Source organism: Lysinibacillus sp. 10T31, from assembly GCF_056394365.1.
Genome location: NZ_JBFTHS010000021.1, coordinates 136,050 through 155,165 on the forward strand (window position 1 = coordinate 136,050; position 19,116 = coordinate 155,165).

A 19,116-nucleotide genomic window follows, 5' to 3' on the forward strand; every position below is an offset into this window, starting at 1 on the left:
CACAATTAAGCGTTGATAGCTTCAACAACTAATTTTGTGTAAGGTTGACGGTGACCTTGTTTACGACGGTAGTTCTTTTTAGCTTTCAATTTGAAAACAACGATTTTTTTCGCACAGCCTTCTTTAACAACTTTAGCTGTTACAGTAGCGCCTTCTACGAATGGAGCTCCAACTTTAACGTTTTCGCCACCTACGAATAAAACTTTATCGAAAGTTACAACCTCGTCAGCTTCTACACCTAATTTTTCAACATAGATTTCTTGACCAGCTTCTACTTTGATTTGTTTACCACCAGTTTCAATAATTGCGTACATTTTACTGCACCTCCTCATAGACTCAGACTCGCCTGTTTATAAAGGTGATCATACGATACTTAAACCTTTCCAGTGCGGTTGTAGTAGCACAGGTGCTACAAACAATAACATTAAAATATTACCACACGATTTATTTTAAGTCAATCTATTCATTACATATTTCTCAAATGCTAAACGATATTTTCGATAATTCCATTCCTTCAACACTTGAAGCCAAATAAATAAACATAAAATTGCTAAAAAAATAGATTGTGGGAGGTAACATACAGTTATCATGAATAATATAAAAGCAATTATAAGAGAAAGCCAGTAGTAATATTCAAACGCATGAACTCTTGGATAGAATAAAAATAAGCACGCTAAAAATATTCTGCCACCGTCCAACGGAATGATCGGTATAACATTGATTGCTAATAGCACAAGTTGCACATTAATAAGCCTAGTAGCAAGCAGTTCTGGCATAAAAAAAGCGAGGCCAATCCCTATTATTGTAGCGATTGGTCCCCCTAAGGCAATCCAAAGGAGTGACGTTGCAGGCACAACCGCTGGATTTTCAAATTCTATTTCCCCTCCGTAAGGTGTAATAACGCATGATTTCACCTTAACACCACAAAGCATGGCTATTAACAAATGGCCCGCCTCATGCCATAATAACGAAGATAAAATTATGGCGTAATAGGCAATTTGGCCAGTAAAAATCATTAAAAATACGAGAGGGATACATAGAAGATGTAGTTTAATTTTCATTGGACGCCGCTGTTTCAAGCCACTGTACAATCTGCTCTAAATTATATTGCGTCTTATCTTTTTCAATCGAGATATAGAGTTGTCCCGCCTCTTTCATGCCGATTAAATCATTTGCCTGCACCGTTGTATATGGAAGTTGTGCTAAACTATCCAACATACCATAGGATACTGTTGTACCATCATCATAGCTTATCGTCATTGTTTTACCAGTATATTTTGTATGTCCGGTAAAAACGACAAGACCATTCTTTCCAGCATAAACCGGGAGGCCAATGTCATATTGCAATAAAAAACCTTCCTTAAAAACTTGCGCATTGGCAAATGATAATAGTTCAGTTTGCCCAACATCACTCGATACCAAAATTGTTGTATCCTCTCTATTAAGCCAGCTTTGCCCGAGCTCACTTAAATAGGTTAAATCTGCTGATGTTGTAACAAGTTTTCGCACCGGTGTTTCCAATACACCTTGATCCTCTAAACGAATTACGAGCATAATTGCAGCCACAAGCAGTATCGTGACCAACCATTTCCATTTTTTAAACAAGCCCTCATCCTTTTTTCACACTATATGAGATTGCATGTCCATTCATGCACAAGAAAAAAACCTTCTCGTACAAATGCACGAAAAGGCTGATGATTATCTAGAAAATAACGCTTTTAGTTTTGAAAATACACCTCTATGTTCATCTTCAATTGCCATAAGTGGCACAGACTCGCCAAGTATTCGACGCGCAATATTACGATAGCCTAGAGATGCTTTATTAGTAGGATCCATTACTACTGGTTCACCTTTATTGGATGATGAAATAACCCCTTCATTATCAACGATGATCCCTAATAAATCGATAGACAAATGTGTTGTAATTTCATTAACATCCAAAGTATCACCGCTTTTCATCATATGCTGGCGAATGCGGTTAATAATTAATTTTGGTGCAGTAATTTCTTCCTGTTCAAGCAAGCCAATAATTCGATCTGCATCACGCACTGCAGAGATTTCTGGAGTTGTTACAACAATTGCATGATCTGCACCAGCAACAGCATTACGATAGCCTTGTTCAATGCCCGCTGGACAGTCTATTAAAACATAATCATAGTCTCTTTTTAATTCCTCTACTAAGCTCTTCATCTGCTCAGGTTTAACAGCATTTTTATCTGTCGTTTGAGCAGCAGGTAATAAAAATAGTTTCTCATCTACACGTTTATCTTTTATTAACGCTTGATGAATCTTACAGCGCCCTTCAACAACGTCTACTAAATCATAAATAATCCGATTCTCAAGACCTAAAATTACGTCTAAATTACGTAGTCCAATATCAGTATCTACTAAACATACTTTTTTACCTTGTAGAGCCAATGCAGTTCCAAGGTTAGCCGTTGTCGTTGTTTTTCCGACACCGCCTTTACCTGAAGTTATGACGATCGCTTCTCCCACACTAGCTACCTCCTTTAGACACATTTAATAATGGTCGAATATTTTTTAACGCGTGAATTTGATCGTACGTAATGCGCCCATCATAGCCAATAAATGCACAAGCCATCTCTTCATGTTTAATTGATTTTACATGTTCGTCCGACATTGCCTGAACCTGATCAGCAATCATGATATGTGTGGCTTCAAAAAGAGATGCTGCAATGATTGCCTCCTTATTACCATGAACACCAGCATGCGCAATACCCTTGAGTTTACCTAGGACATACACATTGCCACCCGCTTCTACACGTCCGTTCGGATTGACATTCCCTACGATAATAATATCTCCCGGCGAACGCAGAACTTGACCCGATCTGACCACACCAATATATGTATCTTGTTGACTTTCAATCCTTTTCTGGTTGCTCTCATGGACAGTCAGTACTTCACTTTGTACCTTTGAAACGATTAATTGCTCTGTTTCCTGAACAATTTTAATAAGCTCTTTGATTTGTTCATCAGAACAGTATCGATAGCCCAAATATAATTGTACATCTACTTTACTATCGATACCGCTTTCTGACACTTTCTTTTTAAGCTCTTCTATTAAATCGACATACGCACATTGATCGTCTAAATGAAGAACAAATCCATCCTTTGTTCCCTTCATATTAACTAACTGTTTTTTCATGAATGCCTCACCCCACGTTGCTCTTTGTTAAGAAACTTCACGTGCTCTCTGTAAGACACGCGCATTAATTAGATACTTGAAGGCCCAACCAAGAATCATTAAAAATAGTGCATTAGCAATGATCGTTGGCAGCAGTCGTGAACGTAAGAAATCCGATAATGGGATCGTTGTAAAGTCGATAAGATAGAAGAATTGATAGAGTATAAATTCTAAAATTGCTACTAAAACAACTGAAATCGTCGTTGTCACAACTAAGTGCTGATGAATAACTTTCACAATAGACCCTGCTAAAAAACAAGTAAGCGGAAATAGTACTGAATATAATCCAATAATATCAATGTAAAACACATCATACAAGACACCAAAAAAAAGTCCATACATTACCGCTCGTTGACGGCTGTAATAGATGGATATAAATATTAAATATAAGATTAAAAATCTCGGCACTAAATAATAGATTTGCCCTTTCACTTCAATCGGTGAAAGCATAGCAAACTCTGGTTCTACTAAAAATAGTAAAACTGCCACAGAGGGGATGAGAAACCGAACCATTATTCCGCCTCCTCTTTACCCTTTTGTGGATGTGTTAAATCCTCGTTCGATGTATTACCATCAGATCCATCTATCGTAGTAGCGGAACGTTTAGCAATAACAACATAGTCTAAAATTGAAAAATCAGCAGATGGTTTTACATAGGCCATTTTTGTTAAGCCATGATCATCTGTACTCACTTCAGTTATTTCTCCGATTGGCACATTTTTAGGGAAAATACCACCAAGTCCTGATGAAACAACTTGCTGACCCTTTTTAACTGTTACTCTTGAATCGATTCGCTTCATAATGAGTTCATTACGCTCTTTATCATAGCCCTCGATTAAACCGTATGCTTGTTTATCTCCTTGAACCATCGCAGAAACACGATAGTTTGGATTATTTGTATATAAAAGCTCTACCTCAGAGGTGAAAGGTGTCACTAAAGTAACTTTACCGACTAACCCTTTCGCTGTCATAACTGCCATATTTTTCTCTACACCGTGTGAAGATCCTTTATCTAAAATAATCTTTTCTTCCCACTGGTCAGGATTTCTAGCGATAACTGTGGCATGAATCGGATCATAAGCTTTTAAGCTTTCCGATTTGTCCATGAGCTCTTGAAACTTTTTAATATCAGATTTCAAGTCCGATGCCTCAGCTTGTACAGCTGCAAATTCATCTAAGCGTGCTTTTAAACGTTTATTTTCTTCGTACGTGTTTAAGAGGGAATCAATACTATTAAAAACACCAGTAATATAATTCGCCGGCTTCGCAACAATAGATTGTGCGACGCCGACAGTGTCTTTAATAATTTGTTCTGGTAAAGTTGCATTCGTCCGTTCACGTAATGAGAAGCTAATCAATGCCACAAGAAAAACCATGCCTACGAGCAGCAAAATTAATTTCTTATTGAAAAAAAAATGTGGCATTGCCTAAACCTCCTTACCCTTTAACTTGTTGTGCACGAATTAAATCAATATGTTCTAGAGCCTTACCTGTACCAATAGCAACACAGTCCAGTGGATCTTCTGCGATAAATACTGGCATATTAGTTTCTTGGCTAATAACTTTGTCTAAATTCGTTAATAGCGCACCACCACCTGTTAGTACAATTCCGCGTTCCATTACGTCTGCAGATAATTCAGGAGGTGTTTGTTCAAGCGTTTTTCGAACCCCATCAATAATAGATGCTACCGCTTCACGTAAAGATTCAGAAATTTCCTGTGAAGAAATTTCGATTGTTTTAGGTAAACCTGTTAAAAGGTCGCGTCCTCTAATTTCCATTCTTTCTTCTGGACCCTCAGCCAACGCTGTACCGATTTCCATTTTTACTGCTTCTGCAGTACGTTCACCAATTGTTAAGTTATATGATTTACGAATATACGAAATGATGGATTGGTCCATTGCATCCCCGCCAACACGTACGGATTCACTTGTTACAATACCACCTAATGAAATAACTGCTACCTCTGTTGTACCACCACCGATATCAACGACCATTGACCCTGTTGGATCCCATACTGGTAAGTTTGAACCGATTGCTGCTGCAAATGGCTCTTCAATTGTAAATGCTTCCTTAGCACCTGCTTGGCGAGCAGCATCAATAACCGCACGTTGTTCAACCGATGTAATACCGTAAGGCACACAAATCATAACATTCGGTTTTTTCCAATTACCACCAGAATTTTTACAAGCTTCTTTTAAATAGTATTCTATCATTGCTGTAGTAATATCAAAATCAGCAATAACGCCATCTTTCATAGGACGGATAGCTACGATTGAGCCAGGTGTACGACCAATCATATTTTTCGCATCATTACCAACTGCAACAATATCTCCAGTTTTTGTATTTTTCGCTACAACTGAAGGTTCGCGTAAAACGATTCCCTTCCCTTTAATAAACACTAATGTATTCGCTGTGCCAAGGTCAATCCCGACATCTTTACTTCCTAATCCAAACAAATTGTGTACTCCCTTTCTATTTAAGCCATACTTTCGTTGACATCAACTTACACCCCGGCGCGTTTCACCCCGAGGTTTTATCTTCATTCACTCGGTGTTAGACACCTACTGAAAAAAAACTACACACTCATTTATCTCACACCTGCAGGAGTGAGAGTCTCTTTCTGAACAAAAATAAAATCATACCGTTCATTATAACGGAAAAACGCAAGAATTTGTAGTACCACATACCTCTTCTCGCGGAAAAGATACTATTTTAATTCCCTCCTAAACAAAAACAGTACGTATAGATTAGCATATAATTTTTATTCTTGTAAGACAACGTGTAATAGGCTACCAATTTTTGTGAATATAATAGACATTTCTACGAATACAATAACGTTTTCTAAAAAAAAAGGTTCACATTTATTTTTAGCTTTTCGCAAAAAAATACAAAAATATTTATTTTTAAAATAATAAAGCAATGATTCTATTTCAAATGTTGTAATCAGGAACAATCTGAGGCTTCCCAAAATGATTCGTCAACTGATGTACAATTCAAAATCGTGTAAATACCTTAACATACCTTAAAGATTTCCATAAAAAAACTCTGCAAAATATTTTGCAGAGATCAATTATGCCTCGGCATAATTGCGTTTGGAGGCTTTGGGTCAACAGATGTCTTTTGCGCGAAAGCGTAGTGCTAACGCAGCGTCAGCAGCACGATGTTGGTCACTCAGTCGTTGCCACAGGACGTGACGTTTTTAGACTGAGTTCCTCTATTTCAGCGGATGTCTTTTGTACCGAAAGCAAATCGACTGGTACGGATGTTTGGCACCCGCTGAATGAAATTAAAAATATCCTTTTTCTTTCAGACTAATGAACTGATGATCACCGATGATAAGATGATCTACTAAATCTATGCCTATAATATAACCGGCCTCTAAAATTCTTCTCGTCACTTCAATATCCTCTTCACTGGGTGTTGGAACACCACTAGATAGCAATAGGTAAGGCTTTGAAGTAATCTCTACCTTTTCCCCTGCTCCACACCGTGCATGCAACTTTCATCGCACACGGCATTCCATCGTTTGCCTTACTATTTCATTTACCTCAATCTACTAAATCTAATTTGCATCCCTCTTTTATTGCTTCATTCCCAATTAACAACCTTAGTTTGTTTACTTTCTCAATTTGTTCCTTATTTAATTTGAGAAATTCAAGATATGTTTGGATTCGCTCAAGCTCTATCACGCTCCAACATGGCTCGTGACCTTTTTAGTAATACGGGAATCCTTGAAATGATTGAGTTGAAATAGTTTAGACGAAACGACTTGAGGCTATTGTTCCATTTCCATTACAGAAACTTCATTACTCCTGCCTCTACTCTCACTATCATAAAAGGAAGTTATAGATACATTCCTTTCCTTCCTAACACTTCATCGAGTGTGTACTCTTCATGTTGATAGCTTTCCACGTTCCCTTAACCCTATCAATACTTAACTTAGGTGCTAGCTCTTGCCTGGCGTCCTCTCCATCGCCTGTAACGATGCATGGAGCTTTCGAAACCACCATACTTACTCGCCCACGGAAACGCACTTGAATTTTCATCAAGTCTACTCATTTCTAAATAGTCACACTTACAGACATTACGTTCGCTAGTTCGTCAGTGTTTTACCACATTCTCACCATATTAAGTTTTAACGACTCCCGACCTATCCGTTACACCAACTACCTCTAGTTAGCTTTCGGTTACCAATTAGATTGGCACTACGGTAACATTCAGCCGACTTCACCGAGCTTCACACCTTATTCTTATACACATTCAAATAACACATGTCGGAGTATTAGAGTAGGCGTTTCAAGGCGTTACCCTATCATTCCACCTATCGAGTGAAGAGTTCACGACTCTCTTACTTGTCAACTGGACGTTCGGACAGCATGCGCAACCTTTTCAGTTACGAACGTGTCGCACGATGATTATGTGCACAAATAATAGAAGCAGCAGATCTTTTTACAGCCTCGCGATATATCTCCCTAGGATGCACTATCGAAGCATTTAGACTGCCTATAAAAATCGTTTGTCTATGAATAATTTGATTTTTTACATTTAAAAAAAGAACTACGAAATGTTCCTGATTCAGCGAGGTCATATCAGGCATTAAATAGGCAGCGGCATCTTGCGGTGAACGAATCGTATATTTTTCATCGCTTTGTTTCTGTGCGAGACGTCTCCCGAGTTCAATAGCCGCTAATAATTGAATGGCTTTAACTTCACCAATCCCTCTAATTGCAACCATTTCTTCAATTGTTGCATGCTTCAAATGATGTAAACGTTCAAAAACGCTTAGTATGCGATTTGCAAGTACAAGGACAGACTCTTCTTTAGTGCCTGTCCTTAGTAATATAGCCAGCAGCTCCTGGTTCGATAAACTCATAGCTCCTTGTCTCCGTAGTCTTTCACGTGGTCGATCCTCTATATTAACGTCTCGTATCATCGTCCTTGGTAAAACATCATTTAGCAAAAAAGCCTCACTCCTTCGCAAATTGGATAATATTGAGTGCTACCAATTGCGTAAACAACGCTGCAAGTGGTAAGCCGACAACATTGTTATAATCTCCTTCAATTCGTTTTACTAAAAGGGTTCCAGCAGTTTGAATGCCATAACCACCTGCTTTATCAAATGGATCTCCCGAATCTACATATGCTTCGATGAGCTCCTGCGATAAATGATGGAAGACAACATTTGTTTCTTCGACGAATGTAGTTTCATTACCGTTAGGCTCAATAATGGCAACAGCTGTCATGACCGCATGACGCTTACCTGATAAGCGTAATAAGTGAGAAATTGCCTCCTCACGATTTTTGGGTTTATGGAGTAGCTCATCATCATAAACAACAATAGTATCTGCTCCAATAATCGTGGCATTTGGAGCTTTCTGCGCAACATCACGTGTTTTTAATAGAGCTACACCTTTTACATAATCTTGCATTGTAGTTGCCTTGACGCTTTTCTCCTCTACTTCACTAGTTTTTATGTCGAATGGAAGTGATAGCATAGCAAGCAATTCTTTTCGTCGTGGTGAAGCTGAAGCAAGCACTAGCTTGTGATTTGTTTTAAACATTGTCTGACCATTCCTCCTTATTAGATATCATAACGGAGAAATTGGGATTTGAAAATTTTCTAATAGTCAAGATAATGCTTATTTCACCATCTTTTGTGCTTAAAATTTCACTTGAAGACAAGCATTTTTTGATTTGTAATGGGCAAAAACTTGTAAGCGAACGATGCTGATATCGGTTGAAATAGACGAGGCTGCTGCTCCAATAGATTGCCAATCAGCAGGCAACGTAGAATCCTTCGATTTATCCTTAAAATTTAATTTTGTTGCATTTTTGTCAGCTAGCACAGATGGAAGTTCCGCAATCGTCGCCTCCTTACAACTGTCACCACTTAAAGTAAATGCTTTTTTAAAGGTTGCAGGATCTTTTAAAAAGACAAGCTGACTTTCATCTGTTACCATACTTGTCCAAATATAAAATTTCCCATCAACCTCGACTATAGCACTTTCTTTTAATGAAGGATGTTCAGATACAAACGAGCTAGCACTTTCATAATTTGAATAGACCCCAGCTTGACTTGCAAAAAACATGGGACCGTTCGTTGCTCCCCCAGCTGTCGGAATTGTTTCTCCGGCTGAGTTACCATCATTACTTTTAGTGGCTACCTCAGTGCTATCATTTTTTAAAGAAAATTTAGTACTTGCTTGAAGAATACCTAAAAAAAGGGCTACACCAAAAAGTCCAACTATACCTCCAATAACCATCGCTCGAAATACTTGTTTTTTCAATACATGACTGACAATTTTCATTCGACCATCACCTCTTTCTTTAACATAACAAAGTAAATTTAGACAAGACGATATTGTTACAATTTGATATATAAGTATATGTATAAAAGGGTGAGTAAATGCGAATTTACTACATTTCGATTTAATAGTTATGGTCGAAGTTTTACGTCAAAATTAAATATTTTTGCAACGAAAGTTTTACTATAAACAAAAAAGGTGGATTCTTTACTCCACTCTTTTTGTATCTCTATCAAAGAATAATTTTGCTGAATGTATAAAGGTGTTAATAGAAAGGAAATAGTTAAATAGTTCTTCACCATAACATGTAGTTGATTTTCGTTCCGTTTTCCTGGGGGCGTCCAGTCTCCCCCCAATCAACTTATATACAGGGCATACGTTTTGATCACTATTGTTCCTAACTTTTAGTAATGATTAAATGAAAATAGAAATAATATTATTTACTGACAAATAATCGATATGAGGTGATATGATGGATAACCCAAAAATTATTGGACAAACAAAAACGGCTGGATTTCAGGTAGGTGTTAGACGGACTTTCCCTATTTCTCAAGAAGAAGCCTGGAACCTTGTTACTTCACAAGATGGATTAAGCTTATGGTTAGGAGAGAGCATGAACATTACCCTTGAACCAGGTCAGAAATATATTACGAAATTAGGTTCAGGAGAACTACGTGTTGTCAAACCTTTACACCTACTTCGCCTGACTTGGAAAAAGGTAGGATGGGAAAAGGCATCAACAGTTCAAGTTCGTATTATATCGAGTGCAAGCAATAAAACAACTATTAGTTTTCATCAAGAAAAACTACTCGATCAGAATGTAAGAGAAGAAATGAAGATATATTGGGAAAAAGTGCTCGAGGAAATCAAAGAGAGAGTATCCAAAAATTAATTTATTTAATAAAGAAATTGTAGATCCTTGCGGAAATCAATTTGAAATAGTCCATAGTATAAATAATTTTCACACTTGATTTTTAAAAAATCAGGACTCATTTTTTAATGAGTACCTGATTCTTTACTGTAAATATATTGTTCGCTCAACTAGATGTTATATATTTTTAAATCTACTACGTACTTCCGTTAATAAATACAACGAACCCGATACAATCGTTCTCGATTTGTTTTCTGACTGTAGTTTTAAAAATTGCACATAATCTTCTAAAACTACTTTATGAGAAGCGTTCGACAGCTCAAGCATGTTGTGAGCAGCCATCGCACGGGGATTATTGAAATCAACAAAGTAAAAATTATCACTTACCTGCTCGAAATGCTGCAAAATCTCTTTTACAGCCTTATCAGCAAGAATACCAATTACAAAAGTAATCTGCTCACCTGGGAACTCCTGCTTAATCGTTTCTATTAATTTCTCAGCACTCGCTGGATTATGCGCACCGTCTAAAAAAATATAAGGCATAATTTCTTCAAAACGTCCTAAAAGGGTTGCGTTTTTTACAGCTTTTTGAATAGCTTCTTTACTAACTTGTAACTCTAATGCTGTTGCCACTTCAAAAAAGGCTGTAATAGCGAGCGCCATATTATTCGCCTGATGTGCCCCCTTCATTGTGCGTATAAGCTTTGTTATACGGAAGCCATTGTTATTATACTTGTAGCTCTCTCCATCATTCTCTTGCTCCACATAAAATTGACGATTTAACTCAAGAACAGATGAATGTTTTTTTTGAGCTTCCTGATAGACGATATTCTTCGCTTCTAACGGTAGATCTCCGATAATAACTGGACGATATGGCTTAATAATTCCTGCTTTATGCTGGGCAATACTTTCAATCGTATTTCCTAAAAAATTCGTATGCTCTAATGCGATACTCGGTATAATTGACACAATTGGTGTAACCACATTCGTACTATCAAGTAAGCCCCCCATACCTGCTTCAATAAGGGCAATATCTACATCACTAGCAACAAAGTGTAAAAATGTTGCGACCGTTAAAAGTTCAAAATCTGTTAGTTTCCCACTTAGTCCGGCTGCCTGCATTTGTTGGAATACATGATTCATTTCCGCTTCTGTAATAGCTTGACCCGCTACTTGAATTTGGTCATGCACGTCCACAATACAAGGAGACATAAATTTACCAACACGTAAGCCATGTTCTTTGGCGATTGATTCTAGAAATGTAAGTGTCGAGCCTTTACCGTTAGTCCCTGCTAAGTGCACGACTTGCAATTTGTTTTCTGGATTACCTACTAGTGCCAATGCCTCTTCAATCGCAGTTAGACCAGGTTTAATAACATCATCACTTTGAACATTCCACTTTTCCTTGTAGCTATTCAATTTAGGGATCATCGTTGTTCCCCCTGAAGCCATTGTCGTATTTCAGCTATAAAATACAATGAGCCTGTAATGACGATAACATCTTCATCATTTCTTCGATGCAGCATCGTTTGAACCATTTCACACCAATTCGCATTATACATTTTGTTCGTATTTGTAGATAATGCAGCTAATTGATCAGCAGGCATAGCATTCAGTAGCTCAATTTGTGTAAATGCAATTGATGTAGCAATACTATCCATTAAAGCAATACTTTTCGCATGATCTTTATCCGATAATGCCGCATATATAAATCGATAGTTTTGGTGTGGGTAGACCGTTTTTAGTGTTTGAATTAGTGCGGCAGTTCCTTCTGAATTGTGTGCTCCGTCTAAGATAATATTGCCAGGTAATTGCTCAAATCGGCCTGCCCACTGAGCTTTTGCCAAAGCTTGACGGATTGATTCATCTGAAATATCAATGGCTCCATTCTCTCTTAACGTTAGGATTGCTGTAATCGCAAGGCTTGCATTATTAATTTGATGCGGCCCGGCCATTTTTAATGGGACAGCTGCCATCTCCACATTTGCTTTTCGGTAATTAAAGTGCTGCATATTAGTTCCTTGTTCAATGTTTTCAACCGTAAAATCCTTCCCTAAAACAAGGCATGGGGCATGACGCTCATTGGCTACCTCCTCGATAACAGTGAGTGCGTCCTCACTTTTAACACCCACTACAACAGGTACATTTTCTTTAATAATTCCCGCCTTCTCAAACGCTACCTTTGCTAATGTATCTCCTAAAAATGCAGTATGTTCTAATGAAATCGTTGTAATAATTGAAATTAGAGGCGTGATGACATTCGTAGCGTCTAAACGTCCACCAAGTCCAGTTTCAATCAGCGCAATATCCACTTCTTCATCCGCAAAATATTGGAACATAATAAGTGTCACAACTTCAAAGAAGCTCGGAAAGTCACCTTCATAATGGGTCTCAATAATCTCAGCAACTTTGTTCATATAGTGTAAAAATTGTGCATCAGAAATCTGATTTCCATTAATAGTCATACGTTCATTTACACGCTCTAAATGAGGTGAAGTAAAGGCGCCTACTTTATAGCCAGCATGTTGTAACATTTCTCTTAGCGCATTCACTGTTGACCCTTTTCCATTTGAGCCAGCTAAATGGATAGTGCGTAGCTTGTCCTGTGGATTATTAATAAGCGCTAATACCTCTCGCATCAATACGAGCGGTGCACGTTTATGATCAACTGCCTTTAACGTAAAAATAAAATCTGTACATTCTTTCATCGTCTTAAACAAAAGAAACACTCCCTCTTACTACAATACCTCTATTTTAGTATAAGTAGAGCCCAATACACATACATTTCGAAAAAAACTCTTTTACTTTGAATGAAAGCTAAAAAACACATATCTTTTATTTTAAATAAAATCAATATAAAAAAACAGCGGATGACTTTCGCCATCCGCTGTCTCAATCTTACATATTTTTCAGTTCTTCTAAACGTTTTAATACAACCGCATGTTTACTTTCGTAATCGGCTAATTTTTCACGTTCTGCATTAACTAATGCTTCTGGCGCTTTAGACACGAATTTCTCATTCGATAACTTACCAGTTACAAGTTTGACTTCTTTTGCCCATTTCTCTAATTCTTTTTCAAGACGAGCAATTTCTTCTTCTAGATTAATAAGTCCAACAAGCGGTAGGAATAGCTCAGCTCCAGTTACTACTGCTGTCATTGACTGACCAGGAGCCTCTAAGCCTTCTCCAATTGTTAGCGTTTCTGGATTACAGAATTTTTCTAAATATGCTTTATTGGCTTCAAGTACTGTAGCCGTTGCAGCATCCTTCGCTGAAATATATAGCGGTACTTTTTTGCTCATAGGTGTATTTACTTCCGCACGAATATTACGTACTGAACGTATAATATCCATTAGGAGCTTCATATTGTCCGCTTCCTCTGCAAAATGAAGATCCGTACGTACAGTTGGCCATGCTGCCACTGTGATTGATTCACCTTCATGAGGTAAGTGCTGCCAGATTTCTTCTGTAATGAATGGCATGAATGGATGTAATAGACGCATAGTTTGATCTAAAACATAAGCTAAAATAGAACGAGTTGTTTTCTTAGCTGCTTCGTCATCACCGTATAACGGTAATTTCGCCATTTCAATATACCAAGAACAGAAATCATCCCAAATGAAGTTATAAAGCTCGCGGCCAACTTCGCCAAATTCGTAACGTTCTGCAAGTGATGTTACACGTTCAATCGTTTCATTTAAGCGAGTTAGAATCCATTTATCGGCAACTGATTTTTCACCAGTTAAGTCGATTTCATCAAATGTCATACCTTCCATGTTCATTAAAGCAAAACGAGAGGCATTCCAAATTTTATTAGAGAAGTTCCAAATTGCTTCTACTTTTTCAGTTGTATAGCGTAAATCTTGACCAGGTGAAGATCCAGTAGCTAAGAAGTAACGTAATGAATCGGCACCGTATTGATCAATAACGTCCATAGGGTCCACACCATTGCCAAGTGATTTACTCATCTTACGTCCTTCACCATCACGTACTAAACCGTGAATTAATACATCTTTGAATGGACGCTGACCTGTAAATTCAAGACCTTGGAAAATCATTCGAGAAACCCAGAAGAAAATAATATCATAACCAGTTACAAGTGTGCTTGTTGGATAGTAACGTTTATATTCTTCATTTGTCTCATCTGGCCAACCCATTGTAGAAAATGGCCAAAGTGCTGACGAGAACCATGTATCTAATACGTCTTCATCTTGTGTCCAATTTTCTGCATCTACTGGTGCTTCTTTTCCTACGTAAATTTCACCTGTTTCATTATGATACCAAGCTGGGATTTGGTGACCCCACCATAACTGACGAGAGATACACCAGTCACGAATGTTTTCCATCCAGCGAGAATATGTGTTTTCGAAACGAGATGGTACAAAGTTTACTTGCCCTTCTTCATCTTTTTGAAGAGCAAGGGAAGCATCAGCAAGTGGTTGCATTTTTACGAACCATTGTGCTGATAGATATGGCTCTACAACAGCACCAGAACGTTCAGAGTGACCTACTGAATGTGTATGCTCTTCAATACGGATAAGCACGCCCGATTCTTGTAAATCAGCTACGATTTGCTTACGGCATTCAAAGCGATCCATACCGTTATACTTGCCAGCAAGCTCGTTCATTGTACCATCTTCATTCATAACAAGAATGCGTTCTAGGTTGTGGCGGTTACCAACCTCAAAGTCATTAGGATCATGTGCTGGTGTCATTTTTACAACCCCAGTACCAAATTCCATATCTACGTAGTCATCTGCTACGATCGGAATTTCACGACCTACGATTGGTAAAATAACTGTTTTACCGATTAAGTGTTGATAGCGCTCATCTTTCGGGTGAACGGCTACCCCTGAGTCACCTAGCATTGTTTCAGGACGTGTAGTCGCAACTTCCACATATCCTGAGCCATCAGCTAATGGGTATTTCATATGATAGAATGCACCTTGAACATCTTGATAAATAACTTCAATATCTGATAATGCTGTTTTTGCAGCAGGATCCCAGTTAATAATGCGTTCGCCACGATAAATTAAGCCTTTTTCATATAATTGAACGAAAACAGTTTTAACTGCATCGGAAAGACCTTGATCAAGTGTGAAACGCTCACGAGAATAATCTAATCCAAGACCAAGTTTCGCCCATTGATCGCGAATATGCCCAGCATACTCTTCTTTCCATTCCCATGTTTTTTCGAGGAATTTTTCACGACCTAAATCATAACGTGTAATATTATCTTCTCTTAGTTTGGCCTCTACTTTTGCCTGTGTCGCAATACCTGCATGGTCCATTCCTGGTAACCAAAGTGCATCATAACCTTGCATGCGCTTCATACGAATTAAAATATCTTGTAATGTTGTATCCCAAGCATGACCAAGATGCAATCTACCTGTTACATTCGGTGGTGGAATAACAATAGAATAAGGCTCCTTGTCACTTGTAGGCTGCGCCTCAAAAAATTTCCCTTGTAACCACCATTCATAACGACCCGCTTCAATGGACTGCGGATCATATTTTGTAGGCATTGAAATGTTTTCTGTCATTTTGACTCCTCCTGTTGACTTAATAATTTTTCATGTGTGAGATTGTACCAATCATTCTGTTTTTATGTCTCAGGTAGAGGCATATGTACCAGAAGATTAATGAAAATAAAAAAAACTCCTAACGTCTAAAAGGACGAAGGAGTTTAAGTTCGCGGTACCACCTTTAATTCCAGCAGAGGCGATTTAAGCTGTCACACATTTCATTAGAAAAAAATGTACTACTTACTTAAGCCTTTTACTACTGGCTCTCAATTCGGTAACGGTGTTTAACCGGCTTTAACTACTGTTAGTTCACTAAAGCTGCTCGAGGGCTACATTCAATTAGGTACATATAGAAACTTTTCAGCTACCGTTTCCTCTCTTAAAATGTACTAATAATTTACTCTTCCCTGTCATAGCATCTATATTCGACTTTTTCACATTGTACCGCAAAATCGTAGAATTTTTCAAGTGATTTAGTCATTTTTTAGGAAGCACTACTAGAAAAGGAAGTGAAAATTCAAATGCGTCGACGTAAGTATAATCCTTGGCATTTACCACCATGGCTACGACAATTTCGTTTTTATTGCAAAACGATAATTGTGCCAATTTGTGTTTTTCAGTTTATACGTGTCATCATCATTCCAACATCTGGAGATTTCATTATCTTATTGCTCCTGTTACTTCTATGCTATTTACTTTTGAATGAAGTCATTTGAAACACGAACCTTTAGCGGTGTATAGTCTTCCGTTAAATCCCAGATCATAGACGGAACTTCCTGCCAAGTGCTGGACTCACGGACTACAATATGACTTGAGGATTCCCTCAACACTGTTTTTTGCTCAGCTTGTGCAGACTTTTCTTTTTTGTCTGAAGCTACTATTGCTTCAGACTTTTCCTTTTGTGCTGCAAATGTTACAATCTTTGATTTTTCTTCTTGTTTTGATGTTGTTACAACTGCGGATTTTTCTTCTTGTGCCGAAGCTGCTACAGCTGCAGATTTTTCTTCTTGAATCGAAGCTACTACAGTTTCAGGTTGTTTTACCTGTGACGTTTCTTTAAAAGCCACATTCTCTATCTGAGCTGAGGCATTGACAGCAACAGGCTGTTTTTCTAAAATATGCGCTTTTTCGAATGCTGGCTCAGGCTCATTAAAAGTACTTGTAACTTTCCATTCGAGCTGACACATCTGATTAGTCAATATAGGTCGAATATCCTTTACCATTAAATCTTCAATAGCTGCATCCTTTGGTAAATCCACATTTAAAGGAACTGCATACTCAAAATAACCAGTATCCCCTTGAATATCTAACGCATCAATTTGTACTAATTCTTCATCATCCATGAAAGCTTCCATGTCTTGAAAATCAAAGCGAACATGTGCTGTGATATGATAAATACCCATTAATCGTAAAGAATCTTCTAACTGCATCGTCTGCCACCGCGGCTTAATTTGTACAGCTGCTATTTCTGTTGGGCAGCCATAACCAGGAAAACAAAAAGTTTCACTCATATTCCAAGTTTTCTGTTCGATAATAATCCCTCCCCTTGCATCATATGAAGCTCCGAAGGATAGTATGCTATAGGATGATTAATCAATTTCGCTTTGACGTAATAATATAGCTGTCACTTTGCTTTCGCGAGATAAACATTGCGTTCTGATTTTGAACTGCACCTTGGAAAGTAACACATAGACAGCCCTAGGAAAGAGCTAGACCGGAACAGATAATCACTGTTAATAAGCCTAAAAAAGGCATACTAGAAAACTAAAATGTACCCTTTGTAAAGGACATTTAAAAAAGGTTAGGCAACTTTTTGAAGCTGCTGTCTGTATTTTGCAGGCGGCAGCTTTTTTAAATTCCATTGCCCTCGATAATGATTGTAGTAAATCATATAACTCTTAATTTCTTTTTTTACTTCTTCTAACGTTTCACATGYTCTAATAGTTGTTTCRTCTTTAAAATGCCCAAAGAATGATTCTTGTGGCGCATTATCCCAACAGTTTCCTCGACGTGACATGGACTGTCCTAAGCCAATTTTCTTCACTAAGGCTCGGAATTTTGGATTYGTATAGTGGAAACCTTGATCCGAATGGATAAAGGCATCTTCCCTAAATGGCGATGCTTCTTCAATTTATGTAACGTGTTGAGCGCAATTTCTATACTCATTGTAGAAGATACTTCATAAGCTAAAATTTCATTTGTTTCGGCGTCTTTTATCGTTGATAAATAAGCACGTTTGCCGCCTCCATATGTTAGATTTAGATATGTGATATCGGTTAGTAATACTTTTCCTGCCACACCTTGCTTGAAGTTGCGGTGTAAATTGTTAGGGCATATGCGATGTTCCTTCGTTGCTTTTGCCATGCGACGCGCTGGATTTGCTTTTCGAATGGGGCAGATGATATTAAATTTTTTCATAATGCGACGGATACGTTTGAGGTTGTATGTAATTGCATATTGGTTTTCTAGTGTCATTTTTATTTGACGTGCGCCTTTCTTTCGTCCTCGGAAATGAAAAGCCTTTAAAATGATTTCTTTCACCACTTCATCTTCTTCATTCTGTTTTTGACGAGTCAAGAGAGCTTCTTCACTAAAATAGCGATAGTAGCCTGAGCGTGAAACATTTGCGATTTCACAAAGATATCGTACCATTCGTTTTAATTGATATTTTTCAATGGTTTGATGGATTAACTTRAATTTTTGTGTAGTACTTATTTTGATTTCTGCCTCATCATCTGCCTTTCGAGTTGATCTAGCTTTTTTAAAAGTTCGTTTTCTGCTTCTAACAATTTCATCTTCGCCTCTAAGCGTGCGTATTTTTCTTCTAAACTTAATTCACGCTCTAAAGGGCGACCTGAAGTATGTTTTCTGGCATCTTCTAAACCTGTTAWCCCATGCTCTTTRTAAGCCGTACGCCAACGATTCGAAGCTCTCWGAATACGTGCTGGACCAAGGGCTTCAATGTCAAAACCCGCCTCAAGAAAAATTTCACTTGGATATTTTCCTTTATCGTATTCATCAATAAAAAATTCTTTAAATTCATCTGTATAAGTAATAGCTTTCGCGCTTACCGTTTTGACATATGGATTTAATTTTAATTGTGCCTGTTGTTGTTTCGAAAATAAATTCTTAGTCATACTATTTACCACCGCTCGTTTTTTTCTTCATTATAAACAAAAATACCCTATAAGATGACCTTTTTGAAAGT

The 19,116-nt window shown here is 37.7% G+C and carries 16 protein-coding genes, 3 pseudogenes and 2 other annotated features; of the genes and pseudogenes, 2 read left to right on the forward strand and 17 right to left on the reverse strand.

What is annotated here, in order from left to right:
- Positions 1-5: 5 nt before the first annotated feature.
- The 8 genes from rplU to AC1DCY_RS14105 form a co-directional block, all read right to left on the reverse strand.
- The gene (rplU, locus tag AC1DCY_RS14070) at positions 6-314 is read right to left on the reverse strand and encodes a 50S ribosomal protein L21 (protein WP_477351046.1); all 309 of its coding nucleotides are present in this window, start codon (positions 312-314) and stop codon (positions 6-8) included.
- Between the two features lie 14 nt (positions 315-328).
- Positions 329-404, reverse strand: a sequence feature (ribosomal protein L21 leader region).
- Between the two features lie 45 nt (positions 405-449).
- The gene (locus AC1DCY_RS14075) at positions 450-1,061 is read right to left on the reverse strand and encodes a zinc metalloprotease (protein ID WP_477351048.1); all 612 of its coding nucleotides are present in this window, start codon (positions 1,059-1,061) and stop codon (positions 450-452) included.
- Positions 1,051-1,605: a peptidoglycan DD-metalloendopeptidase family protein gene (locus tag AC1DCY_RS14080; RefSeq protein ID WP_477351050.1), complete on the reverse strand. Its 555-nt coding sequence runs from the start codon at positions 1,603-1,605 to the stop codon at positions 1,051-1,053. The genes AC1DCY_RS14075 and AC1DCY_RS14080 overlap by 11 nt, the downstream gene beginning before the upstream one ends.
- A gap of 93 nt (positions 1,606-1,698) precedes the next feature.
- A complete protein-coding gene (minD, locus tag AC1DCY_RS14085; RefSeq protein ID WP_460012571.1) occupies positions 1,699-2,496 on the reverse strand; it encodes a septum site-determining protein MinD in 798 nt (265 codons plus the stop codon).
- 1 nt (position 2,497) lies between these two features.
- Positions 2,498-3,166 (reverse strand): septum site-determining protein MinC, encoded by a 669-nt coding sequence (gene minC, locus AC1DCY_RS14090; protein WP_477351053.1) that lies wholly within the window; start codon positions 3,164-3,166, stop codon positions 2,498-2,500.
- Positions 3,167-3,193: 27 nt separating this feature from the next.
- On the reverse strand, positions 3,194-3,718 hold the full coding sequence (mreD, locus tag AC1DCY_RS14095; protein ID WP_477351055.1) for a rod shape-determining protein MreD: 525 nt from the start codon (positions 3,716-3,718) through the stop codon (positions 3,194-3,196).
- A complete protein-coding gene (mreC, locus tag AC1DCY_RS14100) occupies positions 3,718-4,629 on the reverse strand; it encodes a rod shape-determining protein MreC (protein WP_477351057.1) in 912 nt (303 codons plus the stop codon). Before mreC ends, mreD begins: the two co-directional genes overlap by 1 nt.
- A 13-nt stretch (positions 4,630-4,642) precedes the next feature.
- Positions 4,643-5,662 (reverse strand): rod shape-determining protein, encoded by a 1,020-nt coding sequence (locus AC1DCY_RS14105; RefSeq protein ID WP_427423371.1) that lies wholly within the window; start codon positions 5,660-5,662, stop codon positions 4,643-4,645.
- A 664-nt stretch (positions 5,663-6,326) separates the two neighbouring features.
- On the opposite strand from AC1DCY_RS14105, the gene AC1DCY_RS14110 reads away from it, so the two are divergent.
- The gene (locus tag AC1DCY_RS14110; protein WP_477351059.1) at positions 6,327-6,521 is read left to right on the forward strand and encodes a hypothetical protein; all 195 of its coding nucleotides are present in this window, start codon (positions 6,327-6,329) and stop codon (positions 6,519-6,521) included.
- Here AC1DCY_RS14110 and AC1DCY_RS14115 read toward each other — a convergent pair.
- The 4 genes and pseudogenes from AC1DCY_RS14115 to AC1DCY_RS14130 form a co-directional block, all read right to left on the reverse strand.
- Positions 6,493-6,639, reverse strand: a pseudogene (locus AC1DCY_RS14115) (JAB domain-containing protein); the annotation flags it as partial. The gene AC1DCY_RS14110 and the pseudogene AC1DCY_RS14115 sit on opposite strands and share 29 nt — an antisense overlap.
- 978 nt (positions 6,640-7,617) lie before the next feature.
- Positions 7,618-8,139 (reverse strand): annotated as a pseudogene (gene radC / locus AC1DCY_RS14120) (RadC family protein); the annotation flags it as partial.
- Positions 8,140-8,173: 34 nt separating this feature from the next.
- Positions 8,174-8,767 carry a Maf family protein gene (locus tag AC1DCY_RS14125; RefSeq protein WP_477351061.1) on the reverse strand — a complete coding sequence of 198 codons (594 nt, stop codon included), beginning with the start codon at positions 8,765-8,767 and terminating at the stop codon, positions 8,174-8,176.
- Between the two features lie 99 nt (positions 8,768-8,866).
- A complete protein-coding gene (locus AC1DCY_RS14130; protein WP_477351063.1) occupies positions 8,867-9,514 on the reverse strand; it encodes a hypothetical protein in 648 nt (215 codons plus the stop codon).
- Positions 9,515-9,983: 469 nt separating this feature from the next.
- Between AC1DCY_RS14130 and AC1DCY_RS14135 the strand changes: the two genes are divergently transcribed.
- Positions 9,984-10,403 (forward strand): SRPBCC family protein, encoded by a 420-nt coding sequence (locus tag AC1DCY_RS14135; protein WP_477351065.1) that lies wholly within the window; start codon positions 9,984-9,986, stop codon positions 10,401-10,403.
- A gap of 156 nt (positions 10,404-10,559) precedes the next feature.
- Here the strand turns inward: AC1DCY_RS14135 and AC1DCY_RS14140 are convergent, their stop codons facing one another.
- The 5 genes and pseudogenes from AC1DCY_RS14140 to AC1DCY_RS14160 form a co-directional block, all read right to left on the reverse strand.
- The gene (locus AC1DCY_RS14140; RefSeq protein ID WP_477351067.1) at positions 10,560-11,813 is read right to left on the reverse strand and encodes a bifunctional folylpolyglutamate synthase/dihydrofolate synthase; all 1,254 of its coding nucleotides are present in this window, start codon (positions 11,811-11,813) and stop codon (positions 10,560-10,562) included.
- Complete coding sequence (locus tag AC1DCY_RS14145; RefSeq protein ID WP_477351068.1) at positions 11,810-13,102, reverse strand: bifunctional folylpolyglutamate synthase/dihydrofolate synthase; 1,293 nt, start codon at positions 13,100-13,102, stop codon at positions 11,810-11,812. The genes AC1DCY_RS14140 and AC1DCY_RS14145 overlap by 4 nt, the downstream gene beginning before the upstream one ends.
- Before the next feature lie 178 nt (positions 13,103-13,280).
- On the reverse strand, positions 13,281-15,926 hold the full coding sequence (locus AC1DCY_RS14150) for a valine--tRNA ligase (RefSeq protein WP_477351070.1): 2,646 nt from the start codon (positions 15,924-15,926) through the stop codon (positions 13,281-13,283).
- 126 nt (positions 15,927-16,052) lie between these two features.
- Positions 16,053-16,331 (reverse strand) — a binding site (T-box leader).
- A gap of 269 nt (positions 16,332-16,600) precedes the next feature.
- Positions 16,601-17,419 (reverse strand): valyl-tRNA synthetase, encoded by an 819-nt coding sequence (locus tag AC1DCY_RS14155; RefSeq protein ID WP_477351072.1) that lies wholly within the window; start codon positions 17,417-17,419, stop codon positions 16,601-16,603.
- 290 nt (positions 17,420-17,709) lie between these two features.
- Positions 17,710-19,045 (reverse strand): annotated as a pseudogene (locus AC1DCY_RS14160) (IS3 family transposase).
- Positions 19,046-19,116 lie beyond the last annotated feature (71 nt).

Bases quoted from the DNA above. Each gene is read 5' to 3' on its own strand.
- AC1DCY_RS14125 (WP_477351061.1), bottom strand. From the start codon at position 8,767: ATGTTTAAAACAAATCACAAGCTAGTGCTTGCTTCAGCTTCACCACGA.
- rplU (WP_477351046.1), bottom strand. From the start codon at position 314: ATGTACGCAATTATTGAAACTGGTGGTAAACAAATCAAAGTAGAAGCT.
- AC1DCY_RS14075 (WP_477351048.1), bottom strand. From the start codon at position 1,061: ATGAAAATTAAACTACATCTTCTATGTATCCCTCTCGTATTTTTAATG.
- minC (WP_477351053.1), bottom strand. From the start codon at position 3,166: ATGAAAAAACAGTTAGTTAATATGAAGGGAACAAAGGATGGATTTGTT.
- AC1DCY_RS14140 (WP_477351067.1), bottom strand. From the start codon at position 11,813: ATGATCCCTAAATTGAATAGCTACAAGGAAAAGTGGAATGTTCAAAGT.
- AC1DCY_RS14150 (WP_477351070.1), bottom strand. From the start codon at position 15,926: ATGACAGAAAACATTTCAATGCCTACAAAATATGATCCGCAGTCCATT.
- AC1DCY_RS14155 (WP_477351072.1), bottom strand. From the start codon at position 17,419: ATGAGTGAAACTTTTTGTTTTCCTGGTTATGGCTGCCCAACAGAAATA.
- AC1DCY_RS14130 (WP_477351063.1), bottom strand. From the start codon at position 9,514: ATGAAAATTGTCAGTCATGTATTGAAAAAACAAGTATTTCGAGCGATG.
- mreC (WP_477351057.1), bottom strand. From the start codon at position 4,629: ATGCCACATTTTTTTTTCAATAAGAAATTAATTTTGCTGCTCGTAGGC.
- mreD (WP_477351055.1), bottom strand. From the start codon at position 3,718: ATGGTTCGGTTTCTCATCCCCTCTGTGGCAGTTTTACTATTTTTAGTA.
- AC1DCY_RS14135 (WP_477351065.1), top strand. From the start codon at position 9,984: ATGGATAACCCAAAAATTATTGGACAAACAAAAACGGCTGGATTTCAG.